Genomic DNA, 18,333 nt, shown 5'->3' with positions numbered 1-18,333 from the left:
TCAGGCGGGCCTGCGGATCGTGATCTGGGTCACATCACAGTTACCGAAGCGGAAGGTCGACGCGCAAGAGGTGAGATAGAAATTCCACATCCGGCGGAACCGGTCGTCGAACCCCAGCGCGCGCACCTCGTCCCAGCGTTCGTTGAACGTGTCGTGCCAGCGCCGCAGCGTGATGTCGTAACTTTCGCCGAATTCGATGGATTTCTCGACACTTAGACCGGCTTTTTCAACCTCTGCCTTCAGAACCGAGGGCGCGGGCAGCATGCCGCCGGGAAAGATGTATTTCTGGATGAAATCGACGCCCCGCTTGTAGACGTCCCAGCGGCGGTCCTGCACGGTGATGATCTGCAGTGTCGCCTGCGCGCCGGGCACCAGCCGGTCGCGGACGGTGTTGAAGTAGGTGGGCCAGTATTTCTCTCCCACCGCTTCGAACATCTCGATCGAGGCGATGCCGTCATAGGTGCCGCGCTCGTCCCGGTAATCCTGCAGCTTGAACGTGACCTGGTCGGAAAGTCCCGCCTTTTCAATGCGATCCACGGCGTAGTTATACTGTTCTTGACTGATGGTCAGGCCGGTGACCTTCAACCCGCGCTCCTTGGCGGCGTATTCCGCGAACCCGCCCCAGCCGCAACCGATTTCCAGCACGTGGTCGCCCGGTTTCACGCCCATCTGGTCGACCATGCTGGCATACTTGGCGGTCTGGGCGGCCTCGGTCGATTCCTGCCCGGTGGCGAACAGCGCCGAGGAATAGGTCATCGTGTCGTCAAGCCACAGCCCGTAGAACTCGTTGCCGAGGTCGTAATGGTAGGAGATGTTCTTCTTCGCCTGCCCGCGCGAGTTCGATTGCAGCCAGAAGCGCAGCTTCTCATAGGCGCGCACCAGCCCCATGCCGGGAAAGCCGTCATACATGTTCTCGTTGTCGGCATGCACGAGGTCCATGAAGGCCTGCAGATCGGGCGTCGACCACCAGCCGTCGAGATAGGCGTCGCAGAAACCCAGGTCGCCCTCGCGCAGCAGGCGCGCGAAGATGTCGGGGTTGTGGATGTGCAACACGCCGACGGGGCCGGGATTGCGCCCCTCGGCCCGGAAGGTGCGGCCATCCGGCAGCACGAAATCGAGCCGACCGTTGTTCATCTCGCAGGCCATCGCGAAGACGCGGGACAGGTAACGCGGCAGATCGCTCTGCCCCTCGGTCGTGGTCAGGATCATCGTGCTCTCCCCAATGTGACGGAGACCTTGCGACGGTTCCGGCCCGCCGCGCAAGGTTTTTCATGCGTTCGCAACATCTTGGACGTCAAAAGTCGCGCTTCTCGTAAGCGTTCAGCGCGCGCTTGCGGCCCTCGTCGGCGGCGACGACGGGTTGCGGGTAGTCGTCGTCGGGCGACATGTTCCAGCTGCGCGGGATCGCGTCGAAGTACGACAGCGCCTCGGGCGCCTTCTTGGAATAGGGCTCGGCCAGCCACCTGCCGACATAGGCGCGGTCTTTGTCGAACTTGTCGAGCTGCGTGACCGGGTTGAAGACCCGGAAATAGGGCGTGGCGTCCGGCCCCGACCCCGCCGACCACTGCCAGCCCATCGCGTTCGAGGCCGGGTCCCAGTCGATCAGGCAATCCTCGAACCACTTCTGGCCGACCTGCCAGTGGGTCAGAAGGTGCTTGGTCAGGTAGCTGGCCACGATCATGCGCGCGCGGTTGTGCATCCGGCCGGTCACGTACATCTCCCGCATGCCTGCATCGACGAACCGGATGCCGGTGCGGCCCCGTTTCCACGCCTTGACCTCGGCCTTGCGTTCGTCGGTGTTCCACGGGAAGGCGTCCCAGTCCTCGCGCCAGTTGCCCGACACGATGCGCGGCGTGTGATAGACGAGGTGATAGGCGAATTCGCGCCAGACCAGTTCCTTCAGGAAGGTCTCGGCCCCGGCCTTGCCGTCCTGCATGGCGCGCTGGCCCGCATGCCAGCAGGTATGCGGGCTGATCTCTCCCAACGCGAGGTTCTCGCTGAGGTTCGACGTGCCGTCCTTCCACGGAAGGTCGCGATTGGTGTCGTAGCCGTCGATGCCATGCGCGATGAACGCCCCCAGCCGGGACGAGGCCGCGCGTTCGCCCACGTTGGCGTGGCGCGCGACCACCTCCGCGCCCCGGTTCATCGCCGCACCGAGCCGCCAGTCGTCCAGCGCCTCGCTGTCGGGCCACGTATCGGGCGCGGGGATGCGCGACGGGGCGGCCAAAGGCGCGTCGACGTCGCGGTCGCGGTTGGATTTCCAGAACGGCGTGTAGACCTTGTAGAACCCGCCGGTCTTGGTCTCGGACGTCCACGGTTCGAACATCAGGTGACCGCCGAAGGATTTGGCGTCGATCCCGTCCTCCTTGAGCGCCGCCTTCACATTGGTGTCGCGGTCGCGCATGTCGGGGTCGTACCCGCGCGTCCACCAGACAGAGGTGGCCCCGGTATCGGCGATCAGGTCGCGCAACACGTCGAGCGCGCGCCCCGAGCGATAGGTCAACCGGCTGCCCACGTCGCGCAGGGAGGCGTCGAGCGCGGCGAGCCCCTCCCCCAGCCGCCATTTCGGCGCGGCGCCATAGGCATCGACCACGCCATCGCGGATGAAGACGGGGATGACCGGCCGCCCGGCGCGGGCGGCGGCATCAAGCGCCGGGTGATCGGACAGCCGCAGGTCGCGGCGGTACCACAAAAGGATCGGTGTCGTGTCAGTCATGCATGCCCCTGCCCGGTTTGACTGACATACGACCGGAGGCGGCGTTCGGTTTCAAAATACCGCGTCGAGCGCGGCGAGCAGCTGGTCGATCTCGTCCCGCGAGGTGTAGTGCACGAAGCTCAGCCGCAGGACGCCCGGATCGGGCGCAACGCCCATGCCTTCAAGCGGGCGCACGGCGTAGAAATCGCTGGCCGCGGTCATGATGCCGTGCTCGGCCAGTGCGGCCGCCTTGCCCGCCGGGTCGGTGACCTCCAGCGCGACGGTGGGCGCGCGGGTGGCCGCATCCGAGGGGCCCAGCAGACGCACGTCGTTGCGCGCGCGCGCCCAGTCGAGCAGCGGTTGCAGCAGCACCGTTTCATGCGCGCGCATCAGGTCGTGCACGCCTGCCGCGTCGGTGCCGTGATGCGCCGCCAGCGCATCGAAGTAATCGACCATGCCCGCCAGCGCCGCGACCTGAGCATGGTCGGGGCCCGCGGGCGTGAACCGCTTGGTCAGGCTGCCCGCGTTGAACCCGTGACCCTGGTTCGGCAGCATCTCGGCCAGCGGGCGGCGCACACCCATGACACCCTGGTGCGGCCCATAGGTCTTGTAGGCCGAGAACATGTAGATATCAGCGCCCAGATCGCCCACGTCCGGGATGCCGTGCGGGGCATAGGACACGCCGTCGACGCAGACGAAGGCCCCGCCGGCATGGGCGAGCGCGGTGATTTCGACCACCGGGTTCACCTCTCCGACCACGTTGGAACAATGGGGGAAGCAGACCAGCCGCACGCGTTCGTCCAGAAGCCCCTCCAGGGCCTCGGGGTCCAGATGCCCCGTGGCCGGGTCCATCCGCCATTCCCGCACCTCGATTCCGCGCGACGCCAGCCTGCGCCACGCGCCGGTATTGGCCTCGTGATCCTGGTTGGTGACGATGATCGCGTCGCCCTGCCCCAGCCACTCGCCAAAGGCCTGCGCCAGCACGTAGACGTTCTGCGTGGTGGACGGGCCGACATGCAGCTCGTCGCGGTCAAGGCCCATGAGACACGCGAGGCGGGTTTGCGCCTCGTCCATCTCCTCTCCGCCCAGTCGGGAGGGCGCGTAGGGGCCGTAAGGCTGCACCTTGCGCTCGGTATAGAACCGCATCAGCCGCTCGATCACCGGGCGCGCGGTATAGCTGCCCCCGGCATTTTCAAAGAAGGCCTGCCCTTCAAGCGCGGGCGCGTCGAAGGCGGGAAACTGCGAGCGGACGAAGGAGAGGTCGAGTGTCATGCCGCGCATTTGGCGCAAAGCCCGCGCAGGCGTCAATCGCCGATGCGCGCCTGCAGCATGCGCCAGTGCAGGCGGAAGGAGGGGAAGAAGATCAGGATCAGCCCCAGCGTCGCCCATGCCCAGATCAGCGCCGGGATATAGAGGATGCAGGCTACCAGCCCCACCCCTCCCGCGACGCGCACCGCCGCCTGCCGCGGCAGCACGCGCATGAGCCCCAGCAACAGCAGGCGCCCCCCGTCGAGCGGCTGCACCGGCAGCAGGTTGAAGATCAGCAGAAGCCCGTTCACGAAGGACAGCATGCCAAGGCCCCAGGCCACGAGCGGCGCGGAGACCTGCGGCGCAAGCAGGCCCGGAACGGCCCAGAGCACCGCCGTGACGACGGGCCCCATGGCGACGATCACCTCGTCCTCGCGCGCGGTGGTGGTGCGGGCAGGCTGGCAGAACCCGCCGCCGCCATGCAGCACGACCCGCGCCACCGGCACGCCCTGCACCACGCATCCCCATGCGTGCCCCAGTTCGTGCAGCAGGATCGACCCGATGATGATGGCGGCAAAGGCCAGCGCGACGGCGATATTGCCGCTGTTCATGCCGATCAGGACGAACAGGCCGACCAGCAGCAACAGGCTGCGCCCGACCTCGATCCGCACGCCCCACGGGCCGCGCATCGCAAACATGGGAGTGTCGGGTCCGAACATCATCTGCCTTCCTGTACGTGGTGGCAGGTGTACCGGGCGCGGGCCGCGTCCGAAAGCGTGTTCGGGAGGGGGTCGTCCGAAAGTCCGGGCCCCGCGCAGGTGGCGGGGCCCGGAGGAAGGCTTATTCGGCCGGGGCCGAGGCGGCCTGGTCATGCGTGGTGGCAATCCCGACCGCGTTGCGGCGACCGTCGTTGTAGATCGCCTTCACCAGCGCGATGCCCTGCAGCACCATCACGATGGAGAACGGGAAGGCCCCGATCACCATGGCCGTCTGGATGGCCTTGAGACCGCCGCCGCCAGAGCCGCCCGCGATCAGCAGCGCCGCAACCACACCACCAAGGGCGATGCCCCAGAAATAGATATGCGGCTGTGCCTTCGGCCCTTCGTCCCCCGCCGCGTTGATCGTGTTCACGATCAGCACCGCGCTGTCGGCGGTGGTCACGAGGTAGGTCATCAGCAGGATCACGATCACGATCGACATGATCCAGCCGAACGCGGCGCCCAGCATGTGGATCACCATGGCAAAGATCTTGTCGCCGTCGGACGCGCCGAAGATCGCGTCACCCGCATCGCCGTTCAGCGTCAGGTCGATGGCGGTGCCACCGGCCCACGTGAACCAGACGAAGCACATCAGCGACGGCACGATGATCGCGCCCAGCACGAATTCGCGGATCGTCCGGCCCTTGGAGATGCGCGCAAGGAACAGCCCCACGAAGGGCGCGAACGCGATCCACCAGGCCCAGTAGAACACTGTCCAGCCGCCCTGCCAGCTTTCCAGCTGGCTCGCGACCGAGCCTTCGACCCCGTCGGACCGCCACACGGTGAACAGCATCTCGGGCAGCGCGATGATGTAATCCCAGATACCCACGACCAGCGATTGCAGGCCAAAGAAGGTGGCCCCGAACAGCAGGAAGAAGGTCAGAAGGAAGATCGACAGGCCCATGTTCAGGTTCGACAGCCACTTGATGCCCTTGCCGACACCCGACAGCGCCGACATGGTCGAGGCCGCCATGATGATGACGATGGCCACGATCACGCCCAACGTGTTGGCCGTGCCGCCCTCGCCGATCAGTCCGCCGATGCCGATCCGGGTGAGACCGGCCACGAATTGTTCGACCCCGAAGCCCAGTGTCTGCGCGACGCCGAGGATGGTGGCGACCACCGCGACGATGTCGATCAGGTGCCCCAGCGGGCCCGACAGCGACTTGCCGAAGAGCGGCGTCAGCGACGACCGCATCGTCAGCGGCAGGCCGCGACGGTAGCAGAAGAAGCCAAGCGCGAGGCCCGCGATGGCGTAGCACGCCCACGCGCCGAAGCCCCAGTGCAGGAACGACCACTTGTAGGCCGACCGTATCGCCTCGGCCGTGCTGCCTTCGACGGCGCCCTTGATGACGTCGGGGTTGTTCTGGAAGTGATAGACCGGTTCGGCGACCGACCATGTCAGCATCCCCACGCCGATCCCGGCGCCGAACATCATGGAAAACCATGAGAAGTTCGAAAACTCCGGTTCGTCGCTGTCGAGGCCGAGCTTCAGCCGCCCGGCGGTCGGCCAGATCGCGAGGAACGCGCACAGCAGCACGAAGAACGCGACGATATAGACGTACCAGTAGGCGGTGTTGGCAAGGATGAAGCTGTTCAGCGCGTTCAGCACCGATCCCGCCTGGTCTGGAAAGACGATGGCCCAGACCACCAGCGCGGCGACGATGATCTTCGACACGATGGCCACGGTCTTGCTGAAGCCCGAATAAAACCCGCTATCGGCGGTGCTTATGGGCAAATCCATGAGAGGTGGTTTCACTGACATTTTTGGCTCCCTGTCTGTGACGCACCCGGTCTTTGCCGCCCGGAGCATGTAGAAGCCTCCCCGGGAGCCGCCGGGTTGGGTCAGAGCGTCCTCGTTCACCCCGAAGTTGTCAAGGAAAACGACCTGAATGTGCGGATTGCACGAAAATTCTTTTCGGAATTTCAGGAATTTGCGGAACGAAGTTCACGCGCAGGATACAGGACGCGCCCGGCCGGCAAGGCCGGACGCCCCGGTAGGACCATATGTGGACGGGTCAGGCGTTCACGTCGACGACGACGCGGCCCTTGACCTGTCCTTTCAGAATGTCGCGGCCCAGCTGCGGCAGATCGCCGAGCGTGGCCGGCTGCACCATCGCTTCGAGCTTGTCCATCGGCAGGTCGCGGGCGATCCGCTCCCACGCGCGGACGCGGTTGTCATAGGGCTGCATGACGCTGTCGATCCCCAGCAGGTTCACGCCGCGCAGAAGGAAGGGGATCACCGTCGCGGGCAGGGCCGCGCCACCGGCCAGACCCACCGCCGCGACGCTGGCACCGTATTTCATCTGCCCCAGCACGCGGGCCAGCATCGCGCCGCCCACGGCATCGACGCACCCCGCCCAGGTCTCGGTCTCGAGCGGGCGCTTGACGGTTTCGTTGATCTCTTCGCGGGGCACGATGCGGGTCGCACCGAGGCCCTTGAGGTAATCGCCGGTCTCGGGCCGACCCGTCACGCCCGCGACCTCGTAGCCGAGATTGGCGAGAATCGCCGTGGCGACCGACCCGACGCCACCGGCGGCGCCGGTGACCAGCACCTCGCCCTGCCCCGGTGCCATCCCGTGATCTTCCAGCGCCTGTACCGCCAGCATCGCGGTGAAACCCGCGGTGCCAACGGCCATCGCCTGCCGCGTGTCGAGCCCTTTCGGCAGCGGCACCAGCCAATCGGCCTTCACCCGCGCCTTCTGCGAATAGCCGCCCCAATACGCCTCGCCCACGCGCCAGCCGGTCAGCACGACCTTGTCGCCGGGCTTGTAACGGTCGTCATCCGAAGCCTCGACCGTACCGGCGAAATCGATGCCCGGCACGTGCGGGTAATTGCGCACCAACCCGCCGCCCGGCCCGATGCACAGGCCGTCCTTGTAGTTGACCGTGGAATACTCGACCGCGACCGTCACCTCGCCCTCGGGCAGGCGATCCTCGCCGATCTGCTGCACGGATGCGGACGTCTTGCCCTCGTCATCCTTCTCGACCACCAGTGCGTTGAACATCCGCTTTCTCCTTCGTCGTCTCTTGTGAAATAGCGCGGGCCGGGATCGCCCCGGCCCACCGCGTCAAATCCAGAATTCCTCGTGCACCTCGGCGTCGAAGGTGCCGTCCTGCGTCTCCACCTTCAGCGCGGTGCCCGCGTCCCAATGCGTCATCCGCACCATGCCGATGGCGACATTGGTGCCGAAATCGGGTGAGCGCGCGCAGGAGGTGACCTGCCCCACCTTGGTCTTGCCCGCCATCAGCGGCCAGGCCCGGTCGCAGGTGGGCAGGTCGCCGGTAATCGAGATCGCGCGGATCTGCCGGACCGGCCCTTCCTGCGACACGCGCAACAGCGCGTCGCGGCCGACGCAGCCGATCGCCGTCTGGGTCGAACAGAACCGCCCCAGCCCGCATTCATGCGGCGTGTTCGACCGCGTCATGTCGTTGCCATAGCTGAGAAGCCCGCCCTCGATCCGTTCGATCAGGTTAGGGCAGCCCGCGTAAACGTCGAGGTCCTTGCCCGCCTCGAACAACGCGTTCCACAAAGGCATGCCGAGGTGCCCGCCCTCGACATAGATCTCGAACCCGCCCTGTTTCGAATAGCCCGACCGCGCGATGACAAGCTGCGTGCCGTCGAAATCGAACCAGCCGAAGCGGAAGAAGCGCAGGTCGCGCACCGCGTCGCCGAAGACGCGGGCCATCAGGTCATCCGCCTTCGGTCCCTGGATCGCCAGCGGAGAGACATCGGGTTCGTCCACCAGCACGTCCAGCCGGAAGCCGTAGGCGATGCCCTTGACCCACATCAGCAGGTCGCTGTCGGCGATCGAGATCCAGTAGCGGTCCTCGGCCAGCTTGACGGCGACGGGGTCGTTCAGCATGCCGCCGGTTTCGTCCACCATCGGCACGTAATAGCACTGGCCGGGCAGCATGCCGCGCAGGTCGCGCGGCGTCAGCATCTGCATCAGGCGGCCCGCGTCGGGGCCGCGCACCTCGACCTGCCTTTCGACGGCCACGTCCCAGACCTGCACCGCCTCCTTGAGGTGGCGGTAATCCTCTTCGACCGACCGGAACACGGTTGGCAGAAGCATGTGGTTGTAGACGGTGTAACCCTTGACACCCGCGGCGGCGACGCCGTCGGAAAAGGGCGTACGGCGCACGCGGCGCGACGGTGCGATCACAGCCATGGTCCGGTCTCCGGCATGAGGAACAAATCGGTATCCTGCGTCATTGCCCCCGCCGCGGTCAGCATCGCGTGGATCTGGCCGCGGTGGTGGGTCTGGTGGTTGAAGAGTTGGGTGACGCACAGCGCCTTCGGTTTCGTCACCTCGCGGCCCAGCACGCCCGAATGCCATGTCAGGTCACCGGTCAGGTCGATGCTGCGCAGCTTTTCGGCCCAGGTCAGGATGCGGCCATCGGTGCGGAACCTCTCGGTTCCCCATGTGGCCAGCGTCGGCGTCAGCTCGGTATGTTGGTCGGGCCCGACAGAGGGGCCTTCCCTGCCATCGAACCGCGACATCCAGAGGCGGTCACCCCACAGAAGGTGGTTCGCCGTGGCGAGGATCGAGCCGAAGAACGCGCCGCGATCCTTGCGCAGGGCGGCCTCGGTCAGGCTTTCCATCGCTTTCTTCATCCCCGCGTTCTGCCAGGCGTTGTAGCGCGCCATGGTCAGAACGTAGTCGCGGTCGATCACTTGCCCGGACCCGACCAGTCGATCGGGCAGATTTCGGCCGACTTGCCGCCGAAGTCCCAGACGCGGCCATAATCGCGCACCTTGGATTTCAGGCCGCGCGCGGCGATGATGTTGGGACCCATCCAGTATTTCGAATTGGTGACCATCACGGGTTCGTTCGGGTCGGCGCCGGTGATCATCTCGATCTCGCCGGAAATCTTGCGCCCGATATGCAGGCCGCGCTTGGTGCCGTCGCGGACGATCTCCACCGGCGCGCGTTCGGCCCCGATAATGGTCGACACCAGCATGGTGAACAGGCCCGTCGTGCCGCCCGCCTGCCCCGAGAAGATGCGCAGGATGCCTTCATAGGCCTTGCCGCTGGCGCGCTCGTCGACATAGGCCGCGACCTTCCAGTTGCCTTCGGCCATGCGACCCGGAATTTCGACCATGAGACCCACGTTCAGGCCCGACAGGTCCTCGCCCTCGTAATGGCCCTCGTCGATGGCGATGGCCATCCACGCCCGGCAATCGCCCTCGGTCGGCGGGTGCGCGCCAAGGCTGACCACGCAGGGACAGAACACCGTGCAGGAGCAGTTCAGGAACAACTCGCCCTTGATGACCCACTCGCTGGGGTTCTGCGTGCGCCGCGCGGGGTTCTGCACCCGGCTGTCGATGCGCTGGCTGACCGGCAGGCGGTCCGCGTCGGGTTTGCGTTTCAGCGCCATGTCTTATCCTCCCGTAAAGCCCCATACGATCACGCCCAGTCCGGCGATCAGCAGGATCGCACCCATGGGCCTGGTCACAACGTGACCGACTTGCGGCAATTTTTCCACCACCATGAACAGCGTGGCCAGTCCCATCCACAAAAGGCTCATCACGCCGCCGACGAAACCCAGCACCATGAACCCCCAGCAACAGCCGACGCAGAACGCGCCCAGCCACAGCCCCATGCGCAACCCGCCCAGCGTGCCGGGCTGCCAGTTGCCGAGGAAATAGGTCATCGGCGCGTGGCAGACGCCATGGCAAATGTCCTTGGCGCGGGTGAACTGGAACGCGCCCACCAGCATCAGCAGACCGCCCGCGAAAAGCGTCGAGCGCGCGATGCCCATGCCGTCGATCAGCCCGCTGGCCAGCAGCGCGATCTGCACGCCCGAAATCAGCGCCGCGAAGGCCACCCAGACGATGAAAAAGCCCAGCAGCACGCCCACCCAGCCCGCGCGGGTGCCATTGGCGCTGACCATCAGGTCCTCGTAAGCGCGCAGCGTCGGTACCATCGTCGGCAGCATCATCGCCGCCATCATGATCGACCACATCGGGAAAAGCGTCGCGAAACCGGTCATCGACATGACCATCCCGCCCATGGCATCGCCGGACATCCCGTCTGCGCCGCCGTCCATCGCGCCGCCAGTCATCGTTCCGCCGTCCATAGCGCCACCGGTCATCGCGCCGTCGCCGGACATGGAGCCTGACGCCATCAGGTCGCCGGGCCTGCCGATCCAGTCGACCCCCATCGACATGGCCGTGGTGTAAAGGAACCACCAGGCCCAGAGGATCGTGGCAAAAAAGCCAAGCCACAACACGGTTCGCAGGTTTAACGCCATTCTTCTCTCCGACTCGCTTGTGTTTCAAATGTCAGACTTTTAAATGTCTGACAAATGAAAAAACCCCGTCCAGATCTTTCGGCCCAGATCGCCGCCTCGATCCGCGATGCCATCGTCGAGGGACGGCTGATCGTGGACGAACGCCTGCCCTCCGAAGCGGAGCTGTCGGAACAATTCGACGTGTCCCGCCCGACGGTGCGCGAGGCGCTGAAACGGCTGGGCGCGCAGTCGCTGATCCGCACGCAACGCGGTGCCACGGGTGGCGCCTTCGTCAACCATCTGCGCTACGAAGATGCCTATGCGCAGCACGTCACGACCTCGACCCTTCTGCTGTCGATGAACGACGTGAGTTTCGACACCGCCGCCGAGGCGCGCTTCGCGCTCGAAGCCGCCTGCGTGCCGCTGGCCTGCGCGCGGCGCACGCCCGATCACCTGGCCACGATGCGGGCCGAATGCCACCGGCAGGCGCAGCCGGGCCTGTCGGATGAAGGCTTCTGCGCCTCGGACGTGGCCTTTCACCGCGCGCTGGTCGACGGGGCGGCGAACCCCGTCCTGTCCTACCAGTTGGCGGGCGCGGTGGAGGCGATGCAGCCCCTGATGAACATGATCACCTTCTCGGCCCGGTCGCGCGGCGTGATCGTCGGCCTGCACGGACGCATCGCCGACGCGCTGGAGGCGCGGGACGCGGTCGCCGCCGACGTGGCGCTGAGCGAGCTGGCCGCGTATACCCGCGAGCTTGCACAAAGCGTGTTCGCCGAACGCGCGCGGCGCTAGAGGCGGGCACCGGGCGGGATCGTCGGCGGCGCGGCGTTCAGCGCCTCGATCGCGAACCCCGCTGCCGCCTTGTAGTCGCGCATGAAGGCCGCGCGTTCGGCGGGCGGGATCACGTCGTCGATATCGTCGAACACGCCCCCGCAGCGGGCATGCAGGATGTCGAGGATGCCGAACGGCCCCGCCCCGCGGTTGCGCAGCACAAGCGCCGACACCGACCCGCAGAGTTGCGCGTCATAGGCCGCCAGGGCCGCGGGCGTGACCCCGTGATCGAGCATCCGCGCGCCGATCACGCGGGCATCCACGATGGCCTGGCTCGCGCCGTTCGACCCGGTGGGGTACATCGCGTGCGCCGCGTCTCCCATCAGCGCCACCCGGCCATCGACCCAGGTGGGCACCGGGTCGCGGTCGATCATCGGGTTTTCGTACATGCAATCGGCCTCGGCCAGCATCGCGGGCACGTCCAGCCAGTCATAGCGGAACGCCTCGAAATGGTGCACGAACCGGTCGAGCGTCACGGGGCGGAACCAGCCTTCTTCCTGCCAGCCCGCGCTGGCATCGACCGTGACCTCGACAATCCAGTTCATCAGCGCCCGCCCGTCCGCATCGGGGCGCGAGATGGGGTACAGCACCAGCCGCTCGCGGTGGGTGCCGAGGCCGATGAAGGATGCGCCCGTGCGCGGCGGGACCATGCGCACCGTCCCGCGCCACATCAGCATGCCGCCCCAGTGGATCGGCGGCTGGTCGGGGTGCATCTGCGCGCGCACCTTCGAATGGATGCCGTCCGCGCCGAACAACAGCGCGCCACGTGCGCGCGTTCCGTCCGACAAGAGCGCCGTCACTCCATCGGCATCGGTCGCGTATCCTTCGACCCGCGCGCCCAGCGTGACGGCATCTGGCCCCAGCCGTTCCACCACGGTGTCGTACAAGGCCATGTGCAGCGCGCCGCGATGCACGGCGTATTGCGGCCAGTTGTACCCGGCCTCGATCCCGCGCGGCTCGGCATGGATTTCGCGCCCGTTCAGCCCGACCAGCGCCCATTCCCGCGCGGGCAGGCCCACCTTGTCGAGCGCGTCCGCCCCGATGCCGAGGTCGTAAAGCTCCCGCACCGCGTTCGGTTGCAGGTTGAGGCCGACGCCCACCGGCTCCATCCGACGGGCGGCTTCGAAGACGCGCACGGGCACGCCGATCTGGTGCAGGGTCAGCGCCAGCGTCAGCCCCGCGATCCCGCCGCCCGCGATCAGGACCGGCGCGGTCATTGCAGCAGGACCGGCAGCGTCACCGGCCCGTGAAACCCGAAGCCGCGCCAGATGACGGCCTCCGGGTCGGGAAGCGACAGGTTCGGGAACCGGTCGAACAGGACCGGCAGCATGACCTGCGCGATGGCACGCCGCGCGATATGCGTGCCCATGCAGAAATGCGGGCCGTTGCCGAAGGACTGGTGCGGCACGGGGGTGCGGAAGGCGTTGTAGACCTCGCCATTCTCCACCACGTCCTCGTCGCGGTTGGCGCTGGCCTGCACCGTCATCACCGTGTCGCCCGCCGCGATGCGGCAGCCGCGGATCTCGGTCTCTTCGGCGGCCACGCGGGCCGAGACCGAGATGGGCGCGACCCAGCGGATGCCTTCCTCGAACGCGCGGTCCCAGTCGCCGGTGCGCCTGATCTCGGCCAGTTGGTCGGGGTTCGACAGAAGCCCCGCCAGCGTGGTGTTGAGCGCGTCGCGCGGTTCGTTGATGCCGCCGCCAATGGCGATCTTGATGTTGGCGTGGATCTGGCTGTGGGGGATCGGGTCGTCGGCGTTCAGCATGACCGACAGGGCCGACGGGCCCGGATCGGCGCGGTGGCGCACCGCCAGCCGGTCGAACAGCGCGTGCATCTCGGCATTGGCGGCGTCCGACCGGGCAAACGGTTCGTCCCGCCAGCCGAAATTGCCCGCCCCGTCGATCAGCGCCTGCGACCAGCGCTGCATCTCGTCATCGCTCGCTTCGTCCAGCCCCAGCACTATCGCCAGCCCGCGCGCCGCGTAAGGCCCCGACAGCGCGGGAAAGAGGTCCACCACCTCGCCGCGCGGCAGGCGGGCCACGTACTCCTCGGCAATGCGCTGGTAGGCGGGCATCCAGACGTCGCGGATCACGCGCGGGGCAAAGGCGGGCGCCATCGCCTGCCGTTCGCGCTGATGCGCCGCGCCGTCCTTGCGCATCAGCGTGTGGGCGTGGAAGGCACGCCTCATCGGCGTGTCGGGATCGTCGGAACTGAAAAGACCGGGAGTGTCCTTCACGTACCGCGTGTCGGCGGCCTTGGTCAGCAGGATGCGCCCCGTGGCCGCGACCCGGCAGACCGGCGCCTCTGTCCGCAGGCGGCGGTAGACGGGAAAGGGATCGCGCGCGAGCTGATCGAGCGTGATCGTGTCGTCGACCGGGGGCGCGGCGGCGGCCATGGATCAGCGCGGCGACAGGCGGATCGCCCCGTCGAGCCGGATGACCTCGCCGTTCAGCATCGGGTTGCGGGCGATCTGGGCGACCATGTCGGCGAACTCGGACGGTTTGCCAAGGCGCGACGGGAAGGGCACCTGCGCGCCGAGCGAGGTCTGCACCTCTTCGGGCAGGCCTTCGAGCATCGGCGTCAGGAACAGCCCCGGCGCGATGGCGCAGACGCGGATACCCTTGTCGGCAAGGTCCCGCGCCATGGGCAGGGTCAACCCGGCCACCCCACCCTTCGACGCGGAATAGGCGGTCTGGCCTACCTGCCCTTCATAGGCGGCGATGGAGGCGGTGTTGACGATCACGCCCCGCTCCCCGTCCTCGCCCATCGGGTCCGCCTCGACCATGCGCGCGGCGGCCTGCGAGGCGCAATGGAAGGTGCCGATCAGGTTGATGCGGATGGTGCGTTCGAACATTTCGGGATCGTGCGACGCGCCGCGCGACACGGTCTTGGCGGCGGGCGCGATCCCGGCGCAGTTGACGACGATGCGCGCGATGCCCTGTGCCTCTTCCGCGGCCCTGATACCCGCTGCGACAGACGCCGCGTCGGACACGTCGACCTTCTGGAACCCGCCGCCGATCGCGGCGGCGTGGGCCTTGCCCCGCTCGGCATCGAGGTCGAACAGCGTCACGCGCATCCCGTCCTCGGCCAGCCGCACCGCCGTTGCCGCCCCCAGCCCCGACGCGCCGCCCGTGACGATTGCCGCCTCTCCTGACCAGTTGTGCATGTGCTCTCCCTCGTTCGTTGTCGCGCTCGACTTGCCGAGCGGCTTTCGGTGTATGCTGCCTTCACCCCGCGAACAAGGAGAGTGCCATGCGCCCGAGCGACCTGAAACCCGACCACGTGGCCGTCATCAGCGGAGGCGCGCAGGGTCTGGGCCTGTCTGCCGCACTGAGGTTCGCCGCGCGGGGCATGGCCGTGGTGGTGGCGGACGTGAACGCCGACGCCTTGCAGGTGGCCGAGACGCGGCTGCGGGATGCGGGCGCGCGCGCGGTCTTGGCGCATCAGACTGACGTGTCGGACCGCGACGCAGTGCGCGCCCTGCGCGACGAGGTCGATGCGACCCTTGGCGGCGCGGACGTGGTGATGGCGAATGCAGGCATCCAGCCCGGCAGCGACATCTTCGACGCGCAAGGCACGTGGGACCGGGTGCTGGCGGTGAACCTTGGCGGGATCGTCGCGCTGTGCCAGTCCTTCGTGCCCGGCATGATCGCGCGCGGCAGGCCGGGCATGGTCATCGCGACGGGATCGAAACAGGGCATCACCACCCCGCCCGGCGACCCGGCCTACAACGTGGCGAAGGCAGGCGTGCGCGCCTTTGCCGAGGCGCTGGCGCACCACCTGCGCGAGGTGGACGCGCCGGTCTCCGCCCACCTGTTCATCCCCGGTTTCGTCTTTACCAAGTTGAACCGCCGCGGCCGGACCGAGAAGCCCGAAGGCGCGTGGACGCCGGACCAGACGACCGCCTTCCTGTTCGACCGGATCGAGGCCGGCGATTTCTACGTGCTCTGCCCCGACAACGACGTGACCCGCGAGATGGATGAAAAGCGCATGGCCTGGGCGATGGGCGACATCATCGACAACCGCCCGCCCCTGTCGCGCTGGCATCCCGACTGGGCGGAGCGGTTCGCGGCATATCTCGAAGGCGGCTGAGCGCCGTTGCAGCGGTGCGCGCGCCATGCAAGGCTTCGCCCATGCGCGCGCTTCTGCTTGTCTTTCTCCTGTCCATCGCTTCGAGCGTTCAGGCGAATTGCCGCCATGCGCTTGTCCTCGCGCTCGACGTGTCAGGATCGGTCAATGACGCGGAATACGCGCTGCAGGTGGACGGGCTGGCGGATGCGCTGGCGTCGGACCCGATCCGCAGGCTGCTGCTGAACGGGCTGCCGCCGGTGAAGATCGCGGTGTTCGAATGGTCCTCGCAGAACCACCAGGGGCTGATCCAGCCGTGGATCGCGGTGGAGGATGACGCTGCGCTCGAACGGCTGATCGCCCGCATCCGGGCGCACCGCAAACAGCGCGTCGGGTTGAAGACCGCCATCGGGCGGGCGCTGGAATTTTCCGCCGCGCTGATGGCCGAGGTGCCGGAGTGCTGGCAGCAGACGGTCGACATCTCGGGCGACGGCAAGAACAATATCGGCCCGGTGCCGCGCGACATCACCGCCTTTGCCGCCTTCGACCGCATCACCGTGAACGCGCTGATCGTCACCGCCCCGCCCGCGACCCCACGCGACGCCACCAAGGCCGCGGCCAAGGCGCGCGAGTTGCGCCGATATTATGAGCGGGAGGTGATCCACGGCCCCGCCGCCTTCACCATCGAGGCGGAAGGGTACGAGGATTACGCCCGCGCGATGGAGCTGAAACTGGCGCGCGAGTTGCGCGTGCCCGTCTTCGGTGCCGCCCGCCCTTGACCCCGCGCCCCGCCGCGTCAGGTGGTGACGGGTAAAGGAGACGACCAAATGCACTTGCTGGACCTTATCGTGGCGATCCTGACCGTGGCTTTCGGAGCCTTCGGTTTCCTCGCCCCCCGCTACACCGCCGCCGCACTCGACCTTGCCCCGCAGGGATCGACCATGGGGTTGAGCGAGATGCGCGCCTCGGTCGGCGGGCTGTTCGTGGTCGCGGGACTGGCCGCGCTTTGGCTGAACGCGCCCGCCGCATGGGCGATGCTGGGCTTTGCCTATGCCGGCGCGGCGACGGGGCGGCTGATCTCCTTGCTGTTCGACGATCCGCCGAAATACAAATGCGCGGCGTTCGGCGCGATCGAGGCGGTGATGGCAGCGATCCTGCTGGCGCGTCACCTGTAGCGCGCTTTATCCCTGAAATCTGCGGGCAACCCGCGCGCGCCGCTTGCAACCGGCGCGTCCCGCACTTACCTTCAGGATGTCCTTCGGGACTATGGACATAAACGCGCTCGTAATAAGCGGATCGGACCCGGGGGCGGTACCCGGCGGCTCCACCAACATCCTTCGTTTGGGGAACATGGGGCCGAAACAGGATCGACGAACGTCTAAAGGGGTTAGCTTTGTCTCGGCGGTCTGCCACCGTTACCGGCGAAAACAGTACAATTGCAAACGACAATCGTGCTCCGGTTGCTCTGGCTGCGTAAGCAGTTAGAAAAACCGAAATCTTAAGCCCTGGGCCCTAGCCGGTCCAGGCGGGGTTCGCAGGCACCTGGCAACAGAAGCCTGCACCACTTCCCTTCCCCCGATATGAAAAAGCCGCGCCCGGCGGGACGCGGCCTTGGTGTGTCTGCCTGTGACCCGTCAGGTCGGGCAGTTGTCCAGCGTGGCGTCAAGCCGCCCGATCAGGCGGTTCTCGGCGCTCAGGTAGGCATAGGAATAGCGGAAGCCGTAGGTGCCGATCAGCTGGCGCACGGCGGCGTCGTTGCAGACCGTCTGGTTGATGTAGGACCGCTGCTCGGCCAGGATCACCTGCGGGTTCAGGTCGGCATAGTTGCGGCGCACGGTGTAATAGTACCGCACGTCCAGCCCATTGATGGCGAGGTGATCGAATTCGAGGTCACGGTTCAGGCGCTGGCCGCCCGCCTCGTTCATCTCGCGCGCGGTGCGCTCGAAGAAGGCGACGATCTGCTTCTGCTCTTCGGTCAGCTTCACCGTGCGCTTCAGCGGGCCCTGCGTGGCGGCGGCGACGATCTGCGTCAGTTGCGCGCTGTCGGCCCGCGTCGCGGGCGCGGCGGCGGCTTCGGGTTGCGGCGCCGGCTGGAACACCGAGGCATTGCGCGCCACCACGTCGCCGTCGCCCGCCATCAGGCCCGACGCCATGCGCGGGATGTTCGCGCCGAGGATGCCAAGGCCGACCCCCAGCCCGAGAATGATCAAGACCGTCGAAATACGCATGCTGCTCCCCCATATCTTGTAGGCGCCCGCTGTGGCAGCAGCGTTTTGGACGCCTTTTGACTATATACGGACATTTTCGCGCATCCGTCCACAAGCGATTCAGCATTTCGTACGCAAAACGTGGCGTGATGCCGCATTTTGTGGGAGGCTGGCGCGGGATTGACGTGATGGTGGGGCCGTATCGTCCGGCCATCCACGCGCCGCGCGCCACGGACGCTTGACAGGGCCGCGCCGATTTTCGATGCGCGTCAGGCCGCCACCCGCA

18 protein-coding genes and 1 other RNA gene are annotated in these 18,333 nt (G+C 67.0%); 5 read left to right on the top strand and 14 right to left on the bottom strand.

Features of this window, described 5'->3' with window-relative positions; genetic code table 11:
* The 10 genes from ATO11_RS02300 to ATO11_RS02255 all read right to left on the bottom strand — a co-directional run bounded on the left by ATO11_RS02300 (position 1) and on the right by ATO11_RS02255 (position 10,959).
* The gene (locus ATO11_RS02300; protein WP_050529192.1) at positions 1-1,209 is read right to left on the bottom strand and encodes an SAM-dependent methyltransferase; all 1,209 of its coding nucleotides are present in this window, start codon (positions 1,207-1,209) and stop codon (positions 1-3) included.
* 85 nt (positions 1,210-1,294) lie between these two features.
* On the bottom strand, positions 1,295-2,716 hold the full coding sequence (locus ATO11_RS02295) for a cryptochrome/photolyase family protein (RefSeq protein ID WP_050529191.1): 1,422 nt from the start codon (positions 2,714-2,716) through the stop codon (positions 1,295-1,297).
* 51 nt (positions 2,717-2,767) lie between these two features.
* Positions 2,768-3,967, bottom strand: a complete 1,200-nt coding sequence (locus tag ATO11_RS02290) for an aminotransferase class V-fold PLP-dependent enzyme (protein ID WP_050529420.1) — start codon at positions 3,965-3,967, stop codon at positions 2,768-2,770.
* Positions 3,968-3,999: 32 nt separating this feature from the next.
* A complete protein-coding gene (locus tag ATO11_RS02285) occupies positions 4,000-4,665 on the bottom strand; it encodes a site-2 protease family protein (protein WP_134643051.1) in 666 nt (221 codons plus the stop codon).
* Positions 4,666-4,783: 118 nt separating this feature from the next.
* On the bottom strand, positions 4,784-6,466 hold the full coding sequence (locus ATO11_RS02280; RefSeq protein ID WP_050529189.1) for a BCCT family transporter: 1,683 nt from the start codon (positions 6,464-6,466) through the stop codon (positions 4,784-4,786).
* A gap of 253 nt (positions 6,467-6,719) precedes the next feature.
* A complete protein-coding gene (acuI, locus tag ATO11_RS02275) occupies positions 6,720-7,709 on the bottom strand; it encodes an acryloyl-CoA reductase (protein ID WP_050529188.1) in 990 nt (329 codons plus the stop codon).
* A 63-nt stretch (positions 7,710-7,772) separates the two neighbouring features.
* On the bottom strand, positions 7,773-8,873 hold the full coding sequence (locus ATO11_RS02270) for a dimethylsulfoniopropionate demethylase (protein ID WP_050529187.1): 1,101 nt from the start codon (positions 8,871-8,873) through the stop codon (positions 7,773-7,775).
* The gene (locus tag ATO11_RS02265) at positions 8,864-9,379 is read right to left on the bottom strand and encodes a DinB family protein (protein ID WP_050529186.1); all 516 of its coding nucleotides are present in this window, start codon (positions 9,377-9,379) and stop codon (positions 8,864-8,866) included. Before ATO11_RS02265 ends, ATO11_RS02270 begins: the two co-directional genes overlap by 10 nt.
* On the bottom strand, positions 9,376-10,083 hold the full coding sequence (locus ATO11_RS02260; protein WP_050529185.1) for a DUF1326 domain-containing protein: 708 nt from the start codon (positions 10,081-10,083) through the stop codon (positions 9,376-9,378). The genes ATO11_RS02265 and ATO11_RS02260 overlap by 4 nt, the downstream gene beginning before the upstream one ends.
* A gap of 3 nt (positions 10,084-10,086) precedes the next feature.
* Positions 10,087-10,959 carry a DUF2182 domain-containing protein gene (locus ATO11_RS02255; protein ID WP_050529184.1) on the bottom strand — a complete coding sequence of 291 codons (873 nt, stop codon included), beginning with the start codon at positions 10,957-10,959 and terminating at the stop codon, positions 10,087-10,089.
* A 54-nt stretch (positions 10,960-11,013) separates the two neighbouring features.
* Between ATO11_RS02255 and ATO11_RS02250 the strand changes: the two genes are divergently transcribed.
* On the top strand, positions 11,014-11,733 hold the full coding sequence (locus ATO11_RS02250) for a FadR/GntR family transcriptional regulator (RefSeq protein ID WP_050529183.1): 720 nt from the start codon (positions 11,014-11,016) through the stop codon (positions 11,731-11,733).
* Here ATO11_RS02250 and ATO11_RS02245 read toward each other — a convergent pair.
* The 3 genes from ATO11_RS02245 to ATO11_RS02235 are packed head-to-tail and all read right to left on the bottom strand — an operon-like array spanning position 11,730 to position 14,938.
* Positions 11,730-12,989, bottom strand: coding sequence for a flavin-dependent oxidoreductase (locus ATO11_RS02245; protein WP_050529182.1), 1,260 nt, complete (start codon positions 12,987-12,989; stop codon positions 11,730-11,732). The genes ATO11_RS02250 and ATO11_RS02245 overlap by 4 nt on opposite strands.
* Positions 12,986-14,167 carry a cytochrome P450 gene (locus ATO11_RS02240; protein ID WP_050529181.1) on the bottom strand — a complete coding sequence of 394 codons (1,182 nt, stop codon included), beginning with the start codon at positions 14,165-14,167 and terminating at the stop codon, positions 12,986-12,988. The genes ATO11_RS02245 and ATO11_RS02240 overlap by 4 nt, the downstream gene beginning before the upstream one ends.
* A gap of 3 nt (positions 14,168-14,170) precedes the next feature.
* Complete coding sequence (locus ATO11_RS02235) at positions 14,171-14,938, bottom strand: SDR family NAD(P)-dependent oxidoreductase (RefSeq protein WP_050529180.1); 768 nt, start codon at positions 14,936-14,938, stop codon at positions 14,171-14,173.
* A gap of 86 nt (positions 14,939-15,024) precedes the next feature.
* On the opposite strand from ATO11_RS02235, the gene ATO11_RS02230 reads away from it, so the two are divergent.
* The 4 genes from ATO11_RS02230 to ssrA all read left to right on the top strand — a co-directional run bounded on the left by ATO11_RS02230 (position 15,025) and on the right by ssrA (position 17,403).
* Complete coding sequence (locus ATO11_RS02230) at positions 15,025-15,864, top strand: SDR family NAD(P)-dependent oxidoreductase (RefSeq protein ID WP_050529179.1); 840 nt, start codon at positions 15,025-15,027, stop codon at positions 15,862-15,864.
* A gap of 41 nt (positions 15,865-15,905) precedes the next feature.
* Positions 15,906-16,619, top strand: a complete 714-nt coding sequence (locus ATO11_RS02225) for a DUF1194 domain-containing protein (RefSeq protein WP_050529178.1) — start codon at positions 15,906-15,908, stop codon at positions 16,617-16,619.
* Positions 16,620-16,667: 48 nt separating this feature from the next.
* Positions 16,668-17,015 carry a DUF4345 family protein gene (locus ATO11_RS02220; protein ID WP_050529177.1) on the top strand — a complete coding sequence of 116 codons (348 nt, stop codon included), beginning with the start codon at positions 16,668-16,670 and terminating at the stop codon, positions 17,013-17,015.
* Positions 17,016-17,054: 39 nt separating this feature from the next.
* Positions 17,055-17,403, top strand: a transfer-messenger RNA (tmRNA) gene (ssrA, locus tag ATO11_RS21130).
* A 71-nt stretch (positions 17,404-17,474) separates the two neighbouring features.
* Here the strand turns inward: ssrA and ATO11_RS02215 are convergent.
* Positions 17,475-18,068: a hypothetical protein gene (locus ATO11_RS02215; protein WP_134643050.1), complete on the bottom strand. Its 594-nt coding sequence runs from the start codon at positions 18,066-18,068 to the stop codon at positions 17,475-17,477.
* Between the last annotated feature and the right edge of the window lie 265 nt (positions 18,069-18,333).

This window comes from Pseudaestuariivita atlantica (assembly GCF_001205715.1).
Classification (GTDB): domain Bacteria; phylum Pseudomonadota; class Alphaproteobacteria; order Rhodobacterales; family Rhodobacteraceae; genus Pseudaestuariivita; species Pseudaestuariivita atlantica.
The sequence above is the reverse complement of the archived record's forward strand: the minus strand, read 5'-3'. Positions and strand labels throughout refer to the sequence as shown.

Excerpts from the sequence above, each read along its gene's own strand:
- ATO11_RS02300 (WP_050529192.1), bottom strand. The coding sequence starts at position 1,209 with ATGATCCTGACCACGACCGAGGGGCAGAGCGATCTGCCGCGTTACCTG.
- ATO11_RS02295 (WP_050529191.1), bottom strand. The coding sequence starts at position 2,716 with ATGACTGACACGACACCGATCCTTTTGTGGTACCGCCGCGACCTGCGG.
- ATO11_RS02290 (WP_050529420.1), bottom strand. The coding sequence starts at position 3,967 with ATGACACTCGACCTCTCCTTCGTCCGCTCGCAGTTTCCCGCCTTCGAC.
- ATO11_RS02285 (WP_134643051.1), bottom strand. The coding sequence starts at position 4,665 with ATGATGTTCGGACCCGACACTCCCATGTTTGCGATGCGCGGCCCGTGG.
- ATO11_RS02280 (WP_050529189.1), bottom strand. The coding sequence starts at position 6,466 with ATGTCAGTGAAACCACCTCTCATGGATTTGCCCATAAGCACCGCCGAT.
- acuI (WP_050529188.1), bottom strand. The coding sequence starts at position 7,709 with ATGTTCAACGCACTGGTGGTCGAGAAGGATGACGAGGGCAAGACGTCC.
- ATO11_RS02270 (WP_050529187.1), bottom strand. The coding sequence starts at position 8,873 with ATGGCTGTGATCGCACCGTCGCGCCGCGTGCGCCGTACGCCCTTTTCC.
- ATO11_RS02260 (WP_050529185.1), bottom strand. The coding sequence starts at position 10,083 with ATGGCGCTGAAACGCAAACCCGACGCGGACCGCCTGCCGGTCAGCCAG.
- ATO11_RS02255 (WP_050529184.1), bottom strand. The coding sequence starts at position 10,959 with ATGGCGTTAAACCTGCGAACCGTGTTGTGGCTTGGCTTTTTTGCCACG.
- ATO11_RS02250 (WP_050529183.1), top strand. The coding sequence starts at position 11,014 with ATGAAAAAACCCCGTCCAGATCTTTCGGCCCAGATCGCCGCCTCGATC.
- ATO11_RS02245 (WP_050529182.1), bottom strand. The coding sequence starts at position 12,989 with ATGACCGCGCCGGTCCTGATCGCGGGCGGCGGGATCGCGGGGCTGACG.
- ATO11_RS02240 (WP_050529181.1), bottom strand. The coding sequence starts at position 14,167 with ATGGCCGCCGCCGCGCCCCCGGTCGACGACACGATCACGCTCGATCAG.
- ATO11_RS02235 (WP_050529180.1), bottom strand. The coding sequence starts at position 14,938 with ATGCACAACTGGTCAGGAGAGGCGGCAATCGTCACGGGCGGCGCGTCG.
- ATO11_RS02230 (WP_050529179.1), top strand. The coding sequence starts at position 15,025 with ATGCGCCCGAGCGACCTGAAACCCGACCACGTGGCCGTCATCAGCGGA.
- ATO11_RS02225 (WP_050529178.1), top strand. The coding sequence starts at position 15,906 with ATGCGCGCGCTTCTGCTTGTCTTTCTCCTGTCCATCGCTTCGAGCGTT.
- ATO11_RS02220 (WP_050529177.1), top strand. The coding sequence starts at position 16,668 with ATGCACTTGCTGGACCTTATCGTGGCGATCCTGACCGTGGCTTTCGGA.
- ATO11_RS02215 (WP_134643050.1), bottom strand. The coding sequence starts at position 18,068 with ATGCGTATTTCGACGGTCTTGATCATTCTCGGGCTGGGGGTCGGCCTT.